17 protein-coding genes and 1 pseudogene are annotated in these 22077 nt (G+C 46.9%); all 18 read right to left on the bottom strand.

The genetic code is table 11. The features are described from left to right. Nucleotides 1–527: 527 nt before the first annotated feature. The 18 genes and pseudogenes from DW083_RS18780 to DW083_RS23435 all read right to left on the bottom strand — a co-directional run bounded on the left by DW083_RS18780 (nt 528) and on the right by DW083_RS23435 (nt 21820). Nucleotides 528–1319, bottom strand: a complete 792-nt coding sequence (locus tag DW083_RS18780) for an O-methyltransferase (RefSeq protein WP_122333457.1) — start codon at nt 1317–1319, stop codon at nt 528–530. 361 nt (nt 1320–1680) lie between these two features. After that, a complete protein-coding gene (locus tag DW083_RS18775) occupies nt 1681–2676 on the bottom strand; it encodes a Gfo/Idh/MocA family protein (protein ID WP_122333456.1) in 996 nt (331 codons plus the stop codon). After that, nucleotides 2673–3437, bottom strand: coding sequence for a glucosamine-6-phosphate deaminase (locus DW083_RS18770; RefSeq protein WP_122333455.1), 765 nt, complete (start codon nt 3435–3437; stop codon nt 2673–2675). Before DW083_RS18770 ends, DW083_RS18775 begins: the two co-directional genes overlap by 4 nt. A 14-nt stretch (nt 3438–3451) precedes the next feature. Beyond that, nucleotides 3452–4768, bottom strand: a complete 1317-nt coding sequence (locus tag DW083_RS18765) for a sugar MFS transporter (RefSeq protein WP_122333454.1) — start codon at nt 4766–4768, stop codon at nt 3452–3454. Then, nucleotides 4765–6105: a Gfo/Idh/MocA family oxidoreductase gene (locus DW083_RS18760; protein WP_122333453.1), complete on the bottom strand. Its 1341-nt coding sequence runs from the start codon at nt 6103–6105 to the stop codon at nt 4765–4767. The genes DW083_RS18765 and DW083_RS18760 overlap by 4 nt, the downstream gene beginning before the upstream one ends. 389 nt (nt 6106–6494) lie before the next feature. Then, nucleotides 6495–7160 (bottom strand): hypothetical protein, encoded by a 666-nt coding sequence (locus DW083_RS18750; RefSeq protein WP_122333451.1) that lies wholly within the window; start codon nt 7158–7160, stop codon nt 6495–6497. Nucleotides 7161–7549: 389 nt separating this feature from the next. Continuing rightward, entirely contained in the window at nt 7550–7954 is a 405-nt protein-coding gene (locus tag DW083_RS18745; protein ID WP_122333450.1) for a hypothetical protein, read from the bottom strand. Then, on the bottom strand, nt 7951–8868 hold the full coding sequence (locus DW083_RS18740; protein ID WP_122333449.1) for an IS1595 family transposase: 918 nt from the start codon (nt 8866–8868) through the stop codon (nt 7951–7953). The genes DW083_RS18745 and DW083_RS18740 overlap by 4 nt, the downstream gene beginning before the upstream one ends. Before the next feature lie 363 nt (nt 8869–9231). Further along, complete coding sequence (gene nagA / locus DW083_RS18735) at nt 9232–10413, bottom strand: N-acetylglucosamine-6-phosphate deacetylase (protein WP_122333448.1); 1182 nt, start codon at nt 10411–10413, stop codon at nt 9232–9234. A gap of 92 nt (nt 10414–10505) precedes the next feature. Then, nucleotides 10506–11663 (bottom strand): DNA-binding transcriptional regulator, encoded by a 1158-nt coding sequence (locus DW083_RS18730; protein WP_115501235.1) that lies wholly within the window; start codon nt 11661–11663, stop codon nt 10506–10508. Further along, the gene (locus DW083_RS18725; RefSeq protein WP_122333470.1) at nt 11656–12975 is read right to left on the bottom strand and encodes a TolC family protein; all 1320 of its coding nucleotides are present in this window, start codon (nt 12973–12975) and stop codon (nt 11656–11658) included. The genes DW083_RS18730 and DW083_RS18725 overlap by 8 nt, the downstream gene beginning before the upstream one ends. A 16-nt stretch (nt 12976–12991) precedes the next feature. Beyond that, nucleotides 12992–16032 (bottom strand): annotated as a pseudogene (locus tag DW083_RS18720) (efflux RND transporter permease subunit). Between the two features lie 9 nt (nt 16033–16041). Then, entirely contained in the window at nt 16042–17139 is a 1098-nt protein-coding gene (locus tag DW083_RS18715) for an efflux RND transporter periplasmic adaptor subunit (protein ID WP_122333447.1), read from the bottom strand. Nucleotides 17140–17348: 209 nt separating this feature from the next. Further along, entirely contained in the window at nt 17349–17600 is a 252-nt protein-coding gene (locus DW083_RS23445) for a RagB/SusD family nutrient uptake outer membrane protein (protein WP_122333446.1), read from the bottom strand. After that, entirely contained in the window at nt 17600–18523 is a 924-nt protein-coding gene (locus DW083_RS18705) for a RagB/SusD family nutrient uptake outer membrane protein (RefSeq protein WP_122333445.1), read from the bottom strand. The genes DW083_RS23445 and DW083_RS18705 overlap by 1 nt, the downstream gene beginning before the upstream one ends. Before the next feature lie 78 nt (nt 18524–18601). Beyond that, nucleotides 18602–18844, bottom strand: coding sequence for a hypothetical protein (locus tag DW083_RS18700; protein WP_147382163.1), 243 nt, complete (start codon nt 18842–18844; stop codon nt 18602–18604). Between the two features lie 19 nt (nt 18845–18863). Continuing rightward, entirely contained in the window at nt 18864–20642 is a 1779-nt protein-coding gene (locus tag DW083_RS23440; protein WP_255419843.1) for a SusC/RagA family TonB-linked outer membrane protein, read from the bottom strand. After that, on the bottom strand, nt 20621–21820 hold the full coding sequence (locus tag DW083_RS23435) for a SusC/RagA family TonB-linked outer membrane protein (protein ID WP_255419842.1): 1200 nt from the start codon (nt 21818–21820) through the stop codon (nt 20621–20623). The genes DW083_RS23440 and DW083_RS23435 overlap by 22 nt, the downstream gene beginning before the upstream one ends. Between the last annotated feature and the right edge of the window lie 257 nt (nt 21821–22077).

Raw genomic sequence — 22077 nt, 5'->3', positions numbered from 1 at the left:
TTTCTATTTCGTCCGAAATCTTGATCGATTTTGAATTGACTCTTTTCATGGTTTTAGCCTTCCCGGCCGACACTCTATAAAAAAAGGTGCCGAGCCCATTCCAAAAAGTGTGCAATTTGATTGTCGAAAAGGCGGAAACGCCGACAATGTGATAAAGCTTAACTCCCGGAGAATCGAATATTTCAAAACAAAACGGACGGCGTTCCAAATATCCAAAGAAAATTTTAGGAGCTTGTTGCCGTGAAGTGCGCAGAAAATTGCCTTGACCCGGCACTTCATCGCTTTAAAGATTGACTTCGTGCTATATGAAGTCCGACTTCAGGGCAATAAAGTTCCAGATCAGAGCGATAAAGTCCCTCTTCATGGCGATAAGGTTCCGGATCATAAGAAAAAGTCCCTTTTTGACGGCTGAAAAGTGGGTTGACATTTATTGGATTCCGGATGTCTTTCGAGACTGAAAAATCCGTTTTATACAATAAGCCCCCTAAAATAGTTGCAAGTTAAGAGTTATTACCCCAACTTCCATATCAGAAGTAAACAATATAATCCCTCTTATGCAGCCGCTTGTTAAAGAAAACGATCCCCATCGAATAGAGGTCGATCGTCACGGTCACTTCCGGATGCCGGCAGATTTCCTGCCAGAAGTCGCGCATCTTGCGGCTTGCCTTGATGCCTTCGAAGACGAAGACCGTATCGCCGTGCACATGCTTCAGGCATTCTTCGAACAGCCAACGGTTATTTTGCTGCTCATACAGGGTATTGAAAAACACGAAATCGAGCTGCGGCATCTCCTTCAGCGCTTCGGGCAGTAAATCCTTATAGCTGCCGACACGCAAGTCGATCGGGCTGCGCGCCGCTTTGTCGAAAGCGATACGGGCGATAGAGGCAAACTCGGGGACAGTCTCCAAAGCGATACACCGCACATCCGGCGAGTAGGAAGTCAGATACAAGGTAGACAGGCCCATAGAAGGGCCGAACTGAAGGATATGCCGGGACTTGAAATAGTTTGCCAGGCGAAAGAGCAAAGCGCCGTGTTTCGCCTGGATCGCTTCCCGCTCGACGATCTGCCCGATCGTACGGCTGCGCAACCGGCCTTTCTGCCGGCGATCGGGATAAGTGATCCGATTGTCGCGGAAAAGAAGCTGCTTACGGATCAGTTCGATATCGTAGAAGCTGTAATAGGGACAACGTTCCTCGATCACTTTCGTAATCAGGTTGAAGACAAAAGGGGAATGGACGCCGAAACCCTTGCGGTAACGGATGCCCCGATAAAGAAGTACGCCTTTTCTTAGTGTATTAGCTTTGGGGATTATCTGCATGAATTATTAATTATAGGTTTTACCTTCAGGGGTAAATGATGATTTAACGGTACATTTCTACTCGTGCCTCAAGCTCTCTTTTGCCGTCCGTTTCAACGGACGGATGAATAAATCCCCGGCTTTGCCGGATTCCTCTGTGGATTTTAATCCCTTTCAAATTAATAGGACAGTCCTTATATTAAAGGGACTGAAGTCCACAAAGGAAGAGGCTTTGCCTCCAATTCTTTTAACCGTTCGTTAAAACGAACGGCAAAAGAGAGCCTGCGGCACGGGTAGAGATGCACGGCCGTGCATCTCTACAGACCGATAAATCATCATTTACCTGCAATAATAAGACAAAGTTAATACTTTCTACCTAAATTCAGTGCACAACGGGAGCCTCTTTAGCGGCTTTCTCGTATATGGCTTTCATGCTCACGGGCTTGCCGCCCTGCCGCTTGCTTTCGTTGGCGGCTTCCATGAAGGTGTATATTTCGATTGTTTCCGACGGGTCGACGGGCGATACGCGGGTCTTGAAGAAGGTCAGGATCGTTTCCAGCAGTCGCCCGTAGCCTTCGTAACCGCCGGCGGGGAACATCTTCTTCTCGCAGAAAGCGGTCCCGCCATACGGACGGGCGCCTTCGCGCAAGCCTCTGAACGTGCCGATGCGGCCGTCTTTCCAGATGCCAGTGGCGACATCCGTTCCTTCGGTGGAGGCGCAGGAGACGGTTTCACATCCTGTCCCCATCAGCGTATAAAGTGTTTCCACGCCGTGAATGCCATACCAGTAAAATCCGGCGTGCGAAGGTTCTTCTGTACAGGGCGAATAGCAGTCGGCACCGACCACTTTGCCCTCTTTGCCAGCCCGCAACTCCTGGTTCCTCGGAGAATAGCGGAGGGCAGAAGAGGAAAAGATCGGGACGCCCCGCTCGGCGGCGAAACGGTAGATCGCGATCGCATCCGGCAACGTGGCGGCTACCGGCTTATCGAGGAACAGGGGTTTGCCGCTTTTGATCACTTCCGCCGCCTGCTCGAGATGAAGCGTCCCGTCGTTGGTCTCCAACAGGACGCAATCGACCGTCCGCAACAGTTCGGCTATCGAAGAGGTGATCTTCACACCGTTTTTCTTCGCTCCCTCCGTATATTCGGGAATGCGTTTCACACTTGACTCGATCGTCTTCGAGCCGTACGGATAAGCGGCTACGACCTTAAAGCCTGCATATTGGGGTTCGGGATCGGCCGCGTTCAACAGGCGGATAAAGGCCTCGGAGTGCGACGTGTCGAGTCCGATCACGCCTACACGGATCACTTCCTGCGCCTGAAGGCCGGCCCAGGCCAGCAAATGGACCAGTAACAGTCCTATCATTCTATGTCTCATATCGTATGGTTGTTTAAAAGTGAAGCACTATCGGTATCCAGATAAAGCCGCGCATGCGCTTTGCGGCGGAGAATGGTGGAAGGATACTTCTCGCAGACGGGGGCGTAGAGCGTATTACGGACTGCCTCCGCTTTCGTCCGTGCCGGCACGATACAGAAGGTGTACGGGGCGGACATCAAGACGGGAATCGTGAGGGTAAAAGCCTGCGCCGGCACATCGGCAAGGGTGGCGAAGCAGCCGTCGTGCACCTGTTGCGCCCGGCATTGCGGGTCGAGGTCGACGACTTTCACCGGCAACGGATCATTGAAGTCAGCCACGTGCGGGTCGTTGAAGGCGATATGTCCGTTTTCGCCGATCCCCATGCAGACGATATCGACGCCTTTACCGGCTAACAGGCGGGCATACGCGTCGCAGGCGGAGCGTGGATCGTCAGTCTCTTTCGGAATATAGAAGACTTCCTTGAAAGGGACACGGTCGAACAAACGTTCTTTCAGGAAATTGCCGAAGCCTTGCGGGGCATCCGGGGAAAGGCCGATGTATTCGTCCATGTGGAAAGCGTTGATCCGGTTCCAGGGGATAGAAGAGTCGGCTGTCAGAGCCGACAGGAACTCGTTTTGCGAGGGGGCGGCAGCGAAGATCATGCCGATCTCCGCTTTCCTCCCCAACAACTCCCGAATAACCGCCGAAACATCGGCTGCGGCCTGCCCTCCCATCGCCTGCCTGTCCGGGAAAATATCGATTGTAAGATTATCTATTTTCATTCTATTTTGATGATTTATTTTCTATTCCAACTCGTGATCCTGTATCCGTACACCGCATACCAGATCAGGTACAGGAAACAGGGGATCAGCACCCAATATCCTTGTTGCAGCGAGGTTGCATCCGCCATCTTGCCGTAGACAAGCGGCAGGATCGCATTTCCGCACAAGGCCATCACCAACAGGGAAGAACCGATCTTCGTGAACCGTCCCAGGTCGCGGATCGCATGCGGCCAGATGCCGGCATAGATCAGTGAGTTGGGAAAGCCCAAAGAGGCGAGGAACCAAATGGAGAGGTTCGCATCGTGCCCCAGGAAAGAAACATCCGCATCAACAAAGACCACGCCAAAAGAGAGAACCAGCCCCAGCGCCGTACAGATAATCAGCGCATTCTTTTGTGAAAGCACCTTCGGGATCAACAGGATGCCTAACATATAGCCTAAGATAGTCGCCCCTAAGGTATAAGCCGGAAAGAACTTCGCCTCGAGCAATCCCACACCCATCGAACCGGCATAGCTGATGATCGTATCGATTGCGATCACCTGTGTGCCGACATGCAGGAACAGCGCTAACACGCCCAACACCAGATAGGGAAACTGGAAAACGGAGGTCTTATCGGAATTGGCGGCCGCTACTTTCTCGTCTTCATCCTCCGGATTGATATCCGGCAACACCGAACGATAGATGAACAAGCCGATCCCCACCAGTAAAAGCGCCAACACGCTGTAAGGCAGGATCACGCCCCGGATCAGTTCGTTCAGCGCGGCCTCCTTGTCCGCACCTGCCAACAGCCCCTCTTCGACTGTCCGCAGCAGTTCCTGGCTCTTGCCCAAAACCACCGCTGCAAAGATCAGCGGAGAGACAATGCCGGCAAACTTATTACAAACTCCCATGATACTGATCCGCCGTGCCGCACTCTCGATCGGTCCGATAATGGTGATATACGGATTGGCCGAGGCTTGCAGGACGGACAGTCCGGTCCCCATTGTGAACAGGCCGGCCAGGAAAATCCAGTAAGCCCGGTTCAGGGCAGCGGGCACAAACAACAGCGCTCCGGCGGCCAGGCAGAAAAAGCCGTACATCATCCCTTTCTTATAGCCCGTCCGCTTCAACAGGTAAGCCACAGGGACGGACATCACCAAATAGGCGATATAAAAGGAGAAGGTGACGAAATAGGACTGATAGTTCGTCAGCTCGCACGCGATCCGGAAATAGGGGATCAGGATCGAGTTGACCCACGACACGAAGCCGATAATAAAGAACACGACTCCGATAATCGCAATGCCGATCATCACCTGCCGCCTGTCCGCAACCTGATTCACGACCGGTTTCATAACTTCATCTCCCAGCCTTTTTCGTATGTCCGCGCCCAGTATTTGGCGGCGGCATCCTTATTTTGGATATGTCCGTTGGAGGGATCGATCACGAGGCGTTCTGCCGAACGTTGCGCGACATTTCCCAACTGCACCAGCAGCGTGCTCTTATGTCCGGAAAGGATATCCGCATGCAGCGGCGCGCCTTTCGTAATGCCGTCGAAGAAGTTCTGGATATGAAGGGCATCCAGCTGTTGGGCAGGATTCATCTTGTTGCGCGGGTCGATCTGGATTTTGCTGGTGACGTGTTTGATCACCTGGTTCTTATGATCGAGTATCTTGTATTCGTTTCCGCCGCCGATCAGCAGGTTCGCTTTCTCGCCGTAGAACAGGAGGCCGACGACTTCGCCTTCGATGCGGAACGGGTTGCAGCAATGGCCTTCCCACATCATCGACTTCTTGCCGCCGAAATCCAGGTTGATCACCTGCGTATCGGGCGCTTCCCAATCGTCCTTATAATAGTAGCGGCCTCCGGTCGATTCGACGGCTGTCGGATAATCCAGGTCCATGCCCCAGCGCAGCAGGTCGACCATGTGCGTGCCGTTGTTCAGCGCCTCGCCTGTGCCCCAGCGCCAGAACCAATGCCAGTTGTAATGGACGAAATTGTCCTTGAAGGCGGTACGCGGAGCCGGTCCTTGCCAAAGCTCCCAGTCGAGCCATTCCGGGACGGGCGTTTCTTTGCCGATACCGATCGAAGCGCGGTTGTTCGTGTACCAGGATTTGCCGAAATAGACATTCCCGATCGTTCCGGATTTGATTTCATTGATTGCCTCCACTATATTCGGCCACGAGCGGCGCTGGTTGCCCATCTGGACCACCCGGCCGTATTTCTTCGCCGCCTCGACCAGCATCTCGCCTTCCGCCGGAGAATGGCTGCACGGTTTTTCCAGGTAAACGTGTTTGCCGGCTTTCATCGCCAGTAAAGCGGCGGGCGCATGCCAATGGTCCGGCATGGCGATCACGACGGCATCCACATCCTTATGCTCGAATGTCCGGCGCAAGTCTTTGTCGCCGGCAGGCTTTTCACCGGTGATCTCATCCACTGCAGCGATACATTTGGACAAGGCTCTCGAATCGACATCGCAGATACGGGTGATGCGGCAATTCGGCTGTTTGGAAAAGTTCTGCGCTAACGCTTTCCCGCGCGAATTGACGCCGACAACGGCCGCATTTATCCGCTCGTTCGCTCCTACTATATTGGCATAACTCCGGGCACTGAAACCCGGCAGGATTCCTCCGAACGAAGCGATCGCCGTTCCCGCTGCCGCTTTCTTCAAAAAACTACGTCTCGTGATCATAACTGATTATTTTAAGATTATATTTAGGTAACTATATATCACTTTACAGTGAATTCCCAGTCTATTTATTTGCAAACTAAAATTAAAATACTTAAATTTGTATTCAAAAAGGAGGGGTACCGCAACTACCCCTCCTGAAATTTCGTAGTAAAACAATAATATTTTATATGAACAATAAATTTTTAACTCGACAAGAGAAAGAAAGCCAACTACTTTCTTTATTAGAACAAGAACAAGACGAACATAGTCTATATCAACTTTTTGAACAACTAGATGAATTATTCTGTTCCTGTCAAATTTTTGAAAATGACTATTAATCTTACTACACAGTAAAGATACAGATACTTTTATCAAAATCAAACGATCTGGTATCTGTATCTTTTTCAAATTTACAATTGTCTAATGTCAGTTATAAAACGATAAAATTTGTACAAGGTACTAGTTTTGCCTTTACTAATACTATCTTCTTTAACTAGACCGGTTTTATAGACATAATATTGTATACCTTCCACTTTCCAATTTTCTCCTTGTGTTATGGAAGTTACTTTGATTGCTTTTTGATTTTTCCCTTCAAAGTTCAGAGTAGTCCATGTTGCAGTGCATTTAGTAGGAGGATCTATTTTTCCACTTAAAGCACTTTTTTCTCCTGGAATAATCCATGTTGCAGTTTTACCTTCTTCAGGTAGTTTAAATATCACTATAGGTTCAGAATAAACATTACGCTTATCTTTACCTAAAATACTAGCGCTTTCTTTTTCTTTCAACACAACCTTATCGTTATCAATTAAAACAACACTTAAAATACTACTTATTTCTTGTCCATCCATAAAAGTAGATTCTTGAATTTGATAATTCTTGCTCCATGTTGGTTTATGATAAATAGTCCTTTTATTCATACTTTTGCTTGGTGCACCAGTTTTATTATTAATAAACTGATATTCTATACCAAATGCAAATGTGTCTGGAACAAAAAAATCTATAGCTGTATACTTTTGTCCAAAAATATTAATAGACAAAGTTGCTAAAAGTACAATCAATATGACTTTAGTTTTCATACTAAAAAGTATTTTTACCTCCGCATGACCAATAGAGGTGGAATACAAAAAGAAGCGGGTCACTGTCCACACTTCGTAAGGTATCGCCAGAAACCCAAAGTATACGCAGACAAGCAACCCGCTAGATATAGCAGGGGCTTGCACCTTGTATACTTATTTGTCAAAACTGGCGATTTTAACGAAGTAAGGCACTTCCGAATTTTCTAAAATGTTTTTGTCCTATAGAACAGCGCAAATATACAATTTTTTGTTATATTTGCATTATACAAAATATATTAAGTTATGAATGATCTAACAACTGTCAAATGTAAAAATTGTGGAGCAACATTAAAAGCTCCTCTGGATCAACAGATCGGGAGATGTCCAAAATGCAATGCTATTTTAATCACCTATCTTGAAGATCTTCCAACTCCCAAGAATTCTTTAAAAGGCGGTACAAAAGACAATCCTTCTTGAAGTTTTTCAAAGTCAACACCTTTTTCTAAAAGACTATTGCAGTACTCGCAATCTTTTTCTTCTTCTTCTTTTGTTGGATGAAAAACTTCACGAGTATTTTTAGCTGCGTCTTCCTTTCCTATTAAACAATCTCCAACTGTTTGTTTAGAAAGTAACTCGCAAAATATATCTTCTGACATTCCTAAAGAAATGGCTTTCTTTCTCATTTGAGAAGACGGTACTGCAAAGCGAATTTTTCTAAGATCACTTTTTTTAGGATTCTTAGTTATCTTATACTTAATAGCAAAATTCAAAAAGTCCTCAAATTCTTCTCCGGTTGTTGTTTCTTTCTTACTCATGCGATCAGTTCATTATAAGTTGTACGGTATTCTGTATTGCAAAGTAACAAATTAAATCTGTTATGTTCGCTAATTTTGCGAGTGTTGTATCTAAATACAAACTCATTGACGTATCTCTGAAGATGCTTTGGGCTCATGTAATGGTAGATTCCCATATAGCCTCTCTTGAGTAAAGTCCAAAAACCTTCAATAGTATTGGTATGAATACGTCCCATACCATATTGCCCTCTACTATGATCTATTGAATAATGATAGAATAGCTTATCCACTTCATTGTAGCCATGCCACTCATCTGTGTACAGAACTGCATTTCTATCTACAAATTCTATAATCTTAGGAGTTAATTCACTTTTAGAAGTATTTTTAATTACTCTTGCAATCACGTTCCCTTTCCTTTCCAACATTCCTAAAACTGGTGTCTTGTCTTTAAAAGAACGTCCTTGACATCTTTTGACTTTTTTATCACGATGACGATTCTTGTTCTTTCCACCGACAAAAGTTTCGTCGGCTTCCACTTCATTATTCAATTTACCCTCATTTTTGCATATTAGGCAAATGCGAACGCGTTGAAGAATGAACCAAGCTGTTTTTTGAGTGACTTTAATGTCACGAGCGAGTTGCATAGAAGATATACCTTTCTTGTGAGAAAGAATTAGCCAAATTGCCATGAACCACTTTCTCAATGAAAGTTTAGTGTTTTCAAAGATAGTTCCTGTTTTGACATTAAACAGTCTACCAGTGTTCTTACACATATACCTTCCCTTGCTACAAATATAGACTTCAGAGTCGGGATCAAAAGGAGATGTTACTCCTTCTTTCCATCGTAAGCCTTCGAGATACCTTATACAGGATTCTTCTGTCGGGAATGCCTCTAGAAGCTCGAACAATGAATTAAATTCTTTGACATTTATCATAACTACATTTATTTGTTATGATAAATTTAGTAAATTATTTTATATAATCTCGTTTTTTGGGGCGCAAATACGATAATATTTACTATATTTGCAAAATAAAAACAGAATCCACATAGCCTATGGATTCTGTTCTGAAATTCGAAAAGGTCATCCTAAAAAGACCCGATGACCTAAAAAGGCTAGAAAGGAGGTGAAAAATATGGAAGAGATCATATTTGAGGACGAACTCCTCATTTTAATTCTCCAATCTTTGCTTAGCTAAAGATACGGAGTAAAACTCAGAAAGACACGAGATTTATAATATTTCTCGTGTCTTTTTTGTTTTTATCTTCTTACTGTAAAGTGATATATAGTTACCTATATTTATTTACAGGCTACTGTCTTTCCGTCGATCAGCGTCCGGGCGACACGGATATGGTCGTCGAACAGGATGATATCGGCATCTTTTCCTGTTTCCAGGCTGCCTTTCCGGTCGCTGACGCCTAAAATACGGGCGGGCGTGGCAGTCATCATCTTAACGGCATCCGTCAGCGGGACACCGGCTGTTTCGACCATTGTCCGCACCAGGCGATCCGCCGTAGCGACACTCCCGGCAAAGGCGCTCCGGTCCGGCAGTTTGGCGACTCCGTCTTCCACCACAACTGTCTGCCCTTCTCTCAGGCTTCCTAACTTATAGGCTCCTTCCGGCATGCCGGCCGCACGCATCGAATCGGTAATCAGCGCGATCCGGTCCGCTCCTTTGAATTTATAGATCAACTGTAACAGGCTTTTCGGCAGGTGGACGCCGTCCGCGATAATCTCCACATCCATCCCGTCGAGCAGGAAAGCCGCCTCGACAGCTCCGGCATAGCGATAGGCGTTCCGGCGGGTGACACCTTGCATGCCCGAATAGAGATGCGTCATCAGGGAATATCCGGCTTCGAACGCTTCCATCACTTCTTCGCACACGGCATCCGTGTGTCCGACCGACGGCAGGATCTTCCGGCTGCTTAACAAACGCCCTAACTCGAGGGCGCCCGGCAACTCCGGCGCAATGCTCCAACGAACGATATCGTCCGAGGCTTCCAGAATCTTTCCGTAATGTTCCGGAACGGGCTGTTTCAGATTAGCCGGGTCTTGTGCACCGCGCTGGCTATAGGCGAAATAAGGGCCTTCCAGGTGGATGCCTAAGAACTGCGCTCCCTTTGTATTACGGGCTTTTGCTTCCCGGTAAATATCGAACATATGGAATAATTCTTCATCCGGGCAGGTAAGCGTTGTCGGCAACAAGGCTGTCGTCCCATAACGGGCATGTGTTTCCGCAATGGTCAGGTAAGCATCGACAGTGGCATCCATAAAATCTGCCCCGCCGGCACCGTGCGTGTGCAGGTCGATGAACCCGGGAGAGATATAATAAGAACGGGCATCGATCACTTCGCCCGAAAGCGGCTCTTCGGGATCGCCTTTTCCCAATGCGGCGATTTTGCCGTCTTCAATGACGACATATCCGTGTTCCCATATTTCGTCCGGCAAGACCAGGCGTCCGTTTATCAATGTTGTTCTCATGGCTATCCTGATTTATCTATGCGCAAATTAAGCACATTATTTTACGCAATCAGGGTATAATCACGAAACAAAATCCTCAAAATACGAATACTTTAACGAATGGTAAATCTTTTCCGGTATTGAAGGGGTGTCATCTCCTTCATCTTTACAAAGATGCGCGAGACATTCTTATAATCGGGGAATCCGGCACCGGCAGCCGCTTCGGTCAAAGGCAGATCGGTGGTGATCAGCAGGGCGGCAAACTTCTCGATGCGTTGTTGCTGGATATATTGGTAGACGGACATTCCCGTTTCGCTCTTGAACTTCTTTTCCAGCACGCGGCGGGAATAAGGGATAATCCGGATCAGGTCGTCGACGGAAAGAGGGTTGCAATAGTTTTCATCGATATAAGCCAAGACTTGTCCGATGTATTTGTCGGAGACGGCAAAACGTTCGGTCGAACCCCGGGAGACAATCCGGACCGGCTTAATGATCACGTCGGCGGGAGCCGTTATTTTCTTTTCGATAAACTGATGAAGCAATTTGCCGACTTCGTAGCCTCCGTTTTCCACATCCAACTCGATCGAAGAGAGGGCCGGGTCCGAGATATTACAAAGCAGGTTGTCATTATCGACTCCCAAGACGGCAATGTCGCCGGGAATATCGATATTATACATCTTACAGACTTCGGTGATCTGCAACGCATAATAGTCGTCGCAGGCAAAAAGGGCGATCGGTTTGGGCAAGTCGAGCAGCCATCGGCTGACACGTTCCGCGTCAAAGTTCCACTGCCCGTCGGACAATTGCCTGCCGTCGTCAAAGGTATAAACCGGATAGCCTTTCTCCGACACGGCATCCCGGAATCCTTCGCCCCGTTCGCGCATCCAGACCGTATCGGTAAAACCATAGTAGGCAAAGGCCTTATATCCTTTCCGGATGAAAAATTCGGCGGCCATGACGCCTGTCCCGTAATAATCGCCTGTCAGGTTCGATAGCCCGTGACAACGTTCTTTGTAGTTCTGGACAATGATCGGGATGTCGAGGCGGTTCAGGACATTCAGGTCCACATCGGTCAGCTGCGCAATAATCGCATCGGCGCCCCATTCTTCCGCCCAACGGACAACACCTTCATCCCCGTGAAGTTCACGGTAATACAACGGCATCCGGTAGAAGACCCAAGGGCCGGCTTCACGGGCATATCGGACGACGCCTTCGAGCAGGCTGCGCCCGTATCCACTGGAGAAATCCGTTAGCAGGAGAATCTTAATCATGGAACATATTCATAATCTGTCCGCTAAGCTGCAAAAGGGAGATTTCGCATATCTTAGTGGAATATTCGGCGATAGACTGCCGCTCTTCGGCTTCCAACAGGCTGTTCTGCGCCTCACGCAGTTCGATACCGGACAGATCGCCCAGTTTATAGCGGTCGATCGCAATGCGGTAGTTCTCCTGTGCTGCGACCAGGTTCTCTTTTTCCAGGCTCCACAGGTCGAGGTTATTCCGGTAAGCCATCCAGAAATTGCTCATATTAGCCCGGAGCGCCAGTTCCATTTCGCGGGTACGCAGTTCCTGGTTCTCGATCTGGATGCGGGCATTCCGTTGTTCGCGTTTCCGGTTGAAGCCGTCGAAGACGTTGATGCCGACAGTGACACCATAATTCAGCCCGAGACGGCGTTGCAGGTCGGTCGCGCCCACTTCGTACCAGTTCGCCGTATAGCCGTACCCGGCGTTCAGCTTGACATACGGATAGTTGCGGCTCCTGATCTTCTTATAATCCAGCTCCGAAATAACCTGGTTCTTTTTTGCGATCAGCAGGGATGAGTTGGAGGAAAGCGTGCTTTTCCAGAGTTCCACTTCGTCAAGGAGCGGATTCGGCGTAATGAGGGAGTCTTTGATCTGCACCTGTTCTTCCACATCATCCAAAGCCATCAACTGGTTCAGGCGGATGCGGGATGTATGCACCTGTTCCAACTGGTTCAGGACGTTGGAACTGTCGGCATTGAAGTCGACCTGCGCCTGCTGGAGGTCCAGGCGGGACATCGAACCGATATAATAGCGTTCTTCGACAATACGCAGACGTTCGCGGGAAAGGTCGAGTGTAGAACGCAGGTTGCGCAGGCGGATCTTCTGGCGGATCAGGTTATAATATTCGCTCGACAGATCGGCGACAAAGTCTTCGATCGTCATCCGGGTATTCAGCTCGCCCAGGTTCTTCAGTTCCTTCAGCCTGTCGTAAGTCGCCTGTATTCCTAACCCGTCGAAGACGGTCCAGTTCACATTCAGACCGACATCGGCCGTTTCGTTATTCACGCCGTTTATCTTCTCCGTCGTGCCGTCGGATAGTTTGTTGTTGTTATTATTGACCGAGCCGCTGAAACCGCCGCTCAGATCGACTGTCGGCAAGTAACCGGCGTTGCCGGGAGTCGCATTGTTATCGCTCACCTGTTGTTCATTACGGATGATGCGGATCGAATAATTGCGTTCCAATCCGGTCTGGATGCAATCATCCAGGCTGAATATCCGTTGCGCACCGGCCGGAACGACCGCAAAAGCTATACATATTAATAAAAGAAGTCTCTTCATATCTCGCAAATAACTTTCAATTTTCAACTTTCAACTTTTTCTGTCTATCCGTAGAAATAAAGCTGTACATCGCCGGAACGATAAACAACGTCAGGAAGGTGGAAACAATCATACCTCCCACAACGGCGATACCCATCGCAATACGCCCTTGCGCTCCCTCACCGGAAGCATAGACCAGCGGAACCAATCCGAGAATGGTCGAAATACTGGTCATCAGGATCGGGCGCAGACGTTGCGTGGAAGCCGAACGGATCGCTTCGGCCATACTCAATCCGGCCTCTTGCCGCTGGTTGGCAAACTCGACGATCAGAATACCGTTTTTCGCCACTAAACCAATCAGCATGATGATACCGATCTGGCTGAATATATTCATGGTCACACCCGAATAACTCATAAACATCAAAGCTCCCGCAATAGCCAGCGGGACGGTGAACATCACCACCAACGGGTCTTTGAAGCTCTCGAACTGGGCCGCCAACACCAGATAAATCATAAACAGCGCCAGGATCATGGCAAACATCAGGCTGGACGAACTTTCACGGAACTCTTTCGACTCACCGGAAAGCGCCGTACGGAAACTGTTGTCCAATGTCTCGGCTGCAATACGGTCCATCTCGTCCAGACCATCGCCAATCGTATATCCTTTATTCAACCCGCTCGACACGGTTGCCGCCACAAAACGGTTATAGCGGTACAACTGGGGCGGCGCCACATCTTCCTTCAAGGTGACCAGGTTATCCAACTGGATCATCTCGCCGGCATCACTGCGGACATAAATAGATTTCAGGTCCAGCGGCGTATTACGCTGCTGCCGGTTGATCTCACCCAATATCTGGTATTGTTTCCCATTCATATAGAAATAACCCATACGCTGGCCGCTCAACGCATACTGCAAGGTCTGGGCAATCGTACGGGTGCTGACACCCAACGAAGAAGCCTTGTCACGGTTGATCTCGATGCGGGCTTCAGGTTTGGTAAACTTCAGGTTTACATCCGCCATCTGGAATACCGGACTTTCACTTACTTTCTGCATAAAGGCTGGCAAATGTTCCTGCAGTTTTTCCAGGCTGGTCGCCTGCAAAACATACTGCACCGGCATTCCTCCGCGCGGCCGCCGAAAGTAGACTGCTGCTGGACGAAAGCACGGGCTTCGGTCTTATCACGTACATTTTTGGACAGGACGTCGGCGATCTCCATCTGCGAGCGCTTGCGGTCTTTGATATCCGGAAGCAAAACAGAAATAAACCCATTCCCGCTATTGGCGCGAACCGTCAATGCCTTCCGTTCCGGCGCTAACGTATCGGCCATGGCTGCTATCTGGTCCGTAAAGTCGCGGATAAATTCGAACGTCGCCCCTTCCTGGGCACGGATATTGATCGAGATGGAAGAACGGTCTTCCAACGGGGAAAGCTCGGAGCGGATCGTCCGCCAGAAATAACCGATAGAGCCAAACAGGATGACAATGATCGGTATGGCCCACAACTTATGGTTCAGGAAACCGTTCAACGCTTTCGCATAAACAGTATTCATCCCGTCGAAGAACGGTTCCGTCTTGGTATATAGCCAGCCTTTGTTTTCACGCTTCTTCAGCAACTTTGTCGCCAACATCGGAGTAAAGGTCAACGCCACAAAAGAGGAGATCGTCACCGATCCGGCGATCACAATACTGAACTCTTTAAACAAACGTCCCGTCATACCTTCCATAAAGACGATCGGGAGGAACACGGAAACCAGCGTTACAGTCGTCGACACAACAGCAAAGAAGATTTCCCTCGACCCTTCAATACCAGCCTCTTTCGGCTCCATCCCCTGCTCAATACGCACGTAGATATTCTCCGCCATCACAATCGCATCGTCCACAACCAGTCCGACCGAAAGCACCACCGCCAACATCGTCAACACATTGATGGAAAATCCGGAGACATACATCACGAAGAAAGCTCCCACTAAGGAAACCGGGATTACCACAACCGGAACCATCGTCACACGCCAGTCACGCAGGAACAGGAAGATAATCAGTACCACCAACAGGAAAGCGACATAGATCGTCTCTTCCACCTCTTTGATAGAGGCACGGATAAAACGGGTATTATCGTAGACCATTTCGACCGTCACATCGTCCGGCAGGTCTTTTTCGAGCTGTTCGATACGTTTGTAAGCTTCGTCGGCAATCTCGATCTGGTTGGCGCCGGGCTGCGGGATGATGACGTCGATCACCATCGGCTCGCCGTTCTTACGCATCACGCTTCGCAAATCTTCCGGGCTCACCTCGGCACGCCCGACATCCTGGAAACGGATGATATTCTCGCCGTCACGTTTGATAATCAAATCGTTAAATTCCTTCGCCGTATGCATCAATCCGAGCGTACGGATAGACAGGTCGATCGTATTCCCTTCGATACTGCCGGAAGGAAGCTCCACATTCTCCGCATCCACCGCATTTTTGACATCCAACGGGGTCACACTATAACCTGCCATCTTGATCGGGTCCAGCCACAGACGCATGGAATAACGCTTCTGTCCCCAGATATCGACACCGCTCACGTTGGGGATTGTCTGGAGCCGCTCTTTCACCGTCAGTTCGGCAATCTCACTCAACTCCATCAACGACCGTTTGCTGCTTCGGATACCGATCTGCATGATCGGCGTCGCATCCGCATCCGCCTTCGACACCGTCGGCGGGTCACAGTCGCGGGGCAGGTAACGCTGGGCGCGGGATACTTTATCGCGCACGTCATTCGCTGCCGTTTCCAGGTCGACAGACAATTCAAACTCTACCGTAATACGGCTACTTCCCTGGCTACTGACGCTACTGAGCGAACGGATGCCCGGGATACCGTTAATGTTCTGTTCCAACGGCTCCGTGATCTGGTTCATGATTACCTCCGCATTCGCCCCCGGATAGGATACGTTTACCGAAATAATCGGGTTATCCACACTCGGGAACTCACGAACACCCAAGAACTTATAACCGATCATCCCGAACAACAGGAGAATCAGCATCATCACGGTCGAGAGTACCGGCCTTTTTATGCTTATTTCAGAAATATTCGCCATGCTACTTCGTTACTTCAGGTTATCAATCGCCACTTTCATTCCCGTACGAAGCTGCATCACCCCGGAAGTGATCACCGTATCGCCCACGCTCAAGCCTTTCAATACCTGAACCTGGCTTTCCGTACGGAGCCCTAAGATGATCTCGGCAGGTTCCGCCACGCCGCTCTTATACACATAGACAATATTCTTTCCCATTTCGGGGATCAGCGCCTCACTGGGGATTGCCAACGCGTCCTTTATCTCGCGGCGGGTGATCTCGACAGAGGTATAACGTCCCGGTGCTATCGATTCATCCTTGTTCGGATAAGTCGCACGTACTCTCAACGAACGGGTCGCTTCGTCGATCTTGCTTTCCACCGCATAGACGGTCGCCTTATAATCCTGCATCATTCCGACAGACGAGTTCATCCGGAAAACGATCGACGTGCCGTCTTTTACATCCGTTGCATAACGTTCGGGGATCGAAAATTCTATTTTCAGGGGAGATATTTTAGTCAATTTGGAGATAACCGTCGAAGGGGAAGCATAAGCACCTTCGCTGACATTACGAAGACCGATAATCCCGTCGAACGGCGCCCGCAGTTCTGTCTGGGCGATATTGGCCTTAACCAGCTCGATGTCCGCCATCAGTTTCTCATACTCGGTTGCCACCTGTTCGTAGGCTTCCTGGCTGACGGCATCTTTTTCCAACAGCGTATGCTGGCGGTACACGCGGTCTTTGGCCAACGGGATCTGGGCTTCGAGTTTTTTCAACTCGGCTTGCAACGGTTTGTCATTGATTTTAGCAAGAAGATCACCCTCTTTCACATGCGTACCTTCCGTAAAGTAGATTGCCACAATCTTCCCGGACGACTCAAACGAAAGATCAACCTCTTCATCGGGAATCGTACTTCCCGTCACGATGGCCTTATCAGTAAGAGACTGATATTTCAGCACTTCCGCGTTAATATTTAAAACTTGTTTCCGAATCTGGCTACCCGCCGGCGGAACCACTTCGGTTGCATCCTTGGATGCTTTCATCCTGCTTTTAATCTGCGGGTAAGCGATCATTCCGGCAATCATCAAAAAGATTACAGCAGTAACGCTCCATTTCACTCTTTTCGTCATATTCTTCCTGGTATTCTATTAAAAACACTATCGACTTGTAAATATACATAAGTACACGGGAATATAGACGAAACGGGAATGAAAAGGTTTAATAAAAAAACAAATTTTATTTTCAAAAAAAGGCCGGGACGAATTATCTCAATCCATCCCGGCCTGTCTACTTCATATTTTGAAGTGTGTCTATATTTGGTTTCAGTCTATTACAACTATCAATAACCAGGGTTCTGCTGATCCTTGATCTGTGGATTAGCATCGATCTCTGCTTGCGGAATAGGCCATACAAAACGGTAATTACCGGCTTCTTTTACCATATTCTCTCCATTTTCAGCACCCGGCAAAACAATGAAACTTGAATTTTGGGCAGGTGTCCGGCGCATTTCGACATTCCAACGTTTCAGGTCCATCATACGATAGCCTTCACAGAAAAGTTCTTTCCAGCGTTCCGTACGGATTTCAGACATCAGGCATCGCCACTATATTCTTCTGCGCTCCAATTAGCGATACGGGCTGTTCTCAATGCATTCAGCATAGCAGAAGCCTCCCTGCTGTTCCCGTTTTGTGCATACGCTTCGGCAGCAATCAGATACATTTCGGAAATACGGAATGCTTTCTGTTTATTATGATAATTACTTTTTCCACTGTAAAGTTCAGGATTACCCGGATATTTCGTACAAATGAACAAGTCCACATAACCGATACCGGAGCTGACAGTTCTTTTAGTGAAGTAGGCTCCGAAACGGATATCATTCTCCTGGTCGAAAGCATTTATGATACCACTTTCCGGCACATAATCCGGTTTGCATGTATTGTCTTCGTCACCGACTTCAACAAACAAATAAGACCCCGGGCTGCTTGTAGCGGGACGTTCCGTCATGGATTGGGAAATTTGCCAGATAGCTTCGTCTCCATTATCATTCAACCACATATCGGCATATTTCTTTGCATCCGTGATCAATGGATATTTATTACTGTTTATTAAGTCGGTCGAGGCTGAAATAGCTGTATTCCAATCGTGCATTTGCAAAGCGACTCTTGCTTTAAATGCCTTAACTCCGTCTTGAGTCAGATATGCAGAACGAGGTTCTCCTTCTACGGTGATTCGTTTGGTTGCTTCACCCAGATCGCTGACAATTTGCTTGTAGACTTCTTCCATGGAAGCACGTCCCGGATACGTTCCGGCATCGGCCGACGGAGCATATTTCAGCACAATGGGGACTCCCATATCCGAAGAAGCTGAACTTGGCTCATAATCTTTACAATATCTTAATGTCAAATCAAAATAAGCCATTGCACGAGAGAGATAAGCTTCTCCCAGATAGATTTCCATTTGCGCTCTGTCACTGTCGGTTGCCCCATCCATCAGTTCGGGAACACGTTCAATCATCAGATTTGCATTAGCATGATATAGTAATTATCATTCCAGCGGCCTGCCGTACCCGAAGCTTCTGTCTCCCAACGGTAATCACCCCCGTATGTATTGGTATACCCAATTACAGTTAAATCCGTCTGCAGCAATTTCCTGTCCCAAAAAGTCATAGAATGTATTACGAAAATCAGCATACAGATCATTTCTGAAAGCTTTACAGTCAGCCAGTGTCTGCAAAGATTCACTGGTCTCAATATTATCATATGGAAGCTTTTCCATATCGCAGGCTGTAAAACCTACGAGAATCGACATTGCGGATATTATTAATGTTCTTTTCATATTTCTTATGTTTTACAAATTAGAATGTTATTTCACCACCAAAAGAGAACTGACGAGTATTCGGATAATTACCTAACTGCAAGTTAGAGTCAACTTCCGGATCATAACCTGTATATTTAGTGACTGTAAACAGATTTCTTGCTATTGCAAAAAGGCGTATATTGCTTAATATCTTTGTTTTACTTACGATATTTTTAGGAATGGTATATCCTACGGATAGATTTTTCAGACGAAGGAACGAAGCATTTTCAATTAAATGAGAATCAAACTGCAAGCTCGATTCCGGACGTGCTATATTTGTAATCTGCCCGGGTTCCGTCCACATATTCAACAATGCCGTTGACTGGTTCATGCTACCTGCAAAGTTCGGATTTTCAAAGAAGTAACGGTCGTTATTAATCGTGTACTTACCTAATACCCATGAGAAATCTGCCGACAAGCTGAAGTTTTTCCAGCTAAACTGTGTATTGAAACCACCGGACCAGGGTGCATAGCGCTGTTTTCCTGTAAATTGCGCATAGCTGTCAGAATATGTTTTTGTTTTATTGCCATCCAAATCATACCACATCTGATATCCGTCTTCCGGATCTACGCCAGCCCATTTTACATAATAAAGTTCGCCGTACGTACCGCCTTTCTGATATTTGATACCGGTGTTTGCAACTATATATTCATCGCGTCCGCCAAACAATTCTGTAATGGTATTCTTATTGTAGTTCACATTGGCCCCAACTGACCACTGGAGATCTTTGTTTGTGATCAGATCATATTTTACGTCGATATCGATACCTCTGTTTCGCATACTTCCCACATTACCCCAACCGCTTCCGAAACCAGTCGTGTAAGAGTAAGGGATGGACATCAACATATTTGTCGTAAGTTTATTGTAAAATTCAACTTCAACAGATAATCTATTGAATAACCGGGTAGAAACGCCAACGTTAGTTGATTTCAGAACTTCCCACGTTAAATCGTCGTTTGACGGACGCGTAAGACCGAAAGAAGTTTCACCATTGTAAACGCCATTACCCACAAGGCCCAATGACAAATAGCTATCGATCCCGGAGTTACCCACAGTTCCGTAATTAACTTTCAATCGCAGGTCATCCAAGAAGCTGACATCTTTCAGGAATTCTTCATTTTTCAAATTCCACATACCGCCTAAAGCGAAAAATACGGCATAACGGTTATTACGGCCGAATAATGAAGAACCGTCCGTACGGATAGAACCGTCAAAGAAATAACGTTCGTCATAGTCGTAATTTACATTTGCGAAAAATGAGTTATAGGTATCATCCCAGTTTGACATAGCTGTAGGCGCTTCGACTACAGGACCGGCAGTAATCAGCATTAAGCGAGGATCCGAATGTCCTTTTGTATTAGACGCAAATCCTTTTTGATGAGAAAGAATCGCTTCCTGACCGATCAACGTTGTAAAATGATGATCTTCGGCTACCTTAAATTTATATTCTACCGTATTTGTAAAAGTAAATTGTGAATAACGGGAGAATTGTTCTCTTACATTACCACTGTTGTTATTGCGGTCCGCCATTGGAAGCTCTTTACCCGTATAACGGAAGTCATAGGCATCGACTGCCTGAGCGGCACGTACGGTAAGTCCTTCTACCGGATTCAATTGAATGAAAGTGTTTCCGTTTAAGCTGACTTTTGTACGTTCGTCTATCTGGTTTTCCAATAAATACAAAGGATTATACAAACCTCCTTTCGGAATATAGTTCAAGCGCTTGCCATACGAAATAGAGCCATCAGGATTATCTATAATTTCGTAGGGAGACATATCCGGCGCGCCCATTTTGCAAAGTTGACAGGATTATACCAACTGTTGGTAGTGGAAGCCGTATTCTGGTAATCCTGATAAGAGAGTCCGACATTTGCACCGACTTTCAACCATTCATTCAGCTTAGTGTCAATATTGGTACGAAACGATTCGCGTTTTGTACCGGAACGAGGCATGACACCATCCTGATCCAAATGACTGGCTGAAATATAGTAATTCGTTGTATTTGTAACCCCGGAAATAGATAAATCTATCTGATAAGTGGGAGCGTTATTATTTGCCACATAGTCCAACCAATCCGTATCGATACCATGCTTTAATGTATATTCTTTATCAGCCTGGAAAGTTGCATTGTTTTTCAATGACGGATCAATAATTTCCTGGAAATTCAGATATTGTTCGGCATTCATAGGGCTCAGCTTGTTTTGCGCCAATTGAGAAAAACCATATTGCCCTTTGAGAGTAACAGTCGGTTTGCTGCCACGTCCCCTTTTAGTCGTGATATAAACAACTCCGTTTGCTGCACGTGAACCGTAAATAGCAGTTGAAGAAGCATCTTTTAATACGGAAATACTTTCTACGTCGCTTGAGTTTAATGTATTAAAGACATCAGAACTAACCGGCGAACCATCCAAAATAAACAACGGGGTATTTGAAGCGTTAATAGAGTTAACACCTCTTAAACGCATTGAGACACCGGCGCTCGGTTCTCCAGAAGATGTAAATACCTGCAAACCGGATACCTGTCCTTGCAAAGCATCTGCGACATTAGCGCTGGGTCGATTGGCTATCTTTTCGTTCGTAACCAATGCTACAGAACCAACAATAGAACCAGCTTTTTTAGCAGTACCGTAGCCCACTACGACCACTTCATCAAGTAATTTTGAATCGGGCTTCATTACCACTTTCAAATTGGGTTGAGCTGCAATCTCAACAGGCTCCATTCCCATAAAAGAAATAACAAGTGTCTTTTTTGAACTTGGGACATCAATCTCAAAAACTCCGTTAAAGTCCGTTACAACTCCAGTTGTTGTACCTTTAATAATAACAGACGCTCCAATAACTGGTTCTCCGTCATCCTCGGAGGTTACAACACCTCTAACTTTCATCGTTTGAGCAACGACCATGCTTATACTTACCAGAAAGAAAAGCAAGACATAAATTAACTTTTTTACCATAATCGTACACACTTTTGTTAAATTAATTATAAATACACCATTTTTTTAGCTTAGTCTTAGCAGAACTGCGTTATTATTAATACATTTCGAGAACTTATCGGTGCAAAAATAATGGAAAAATATGGAATATAAAACAAATTTTCGATAAAAAACTACTTTATGTGTCGTATATTATGAGGTCAGATCAATGATATTACAAAATATCCTGATTAATAGGTATTTATGTTTCTAATGAAATTTCTTGCGTAAATAAAGAG

It is taken from the genome of Parabacteroides sp. AF48-14, from assembly GCF_003477465.1.
Taxonomy (GTDB): domain Bacteria; phylum Bacteroidota; class Bacteroidia; order Bacteroidales; family Tannerellaceae; genus Parabacteroides; species Parabacteroides acidifaciens.
Note: the sequence above shows the minus strand (reverse complement) of the source record. Positions and strands in the feature narration are given on the sequence as shown.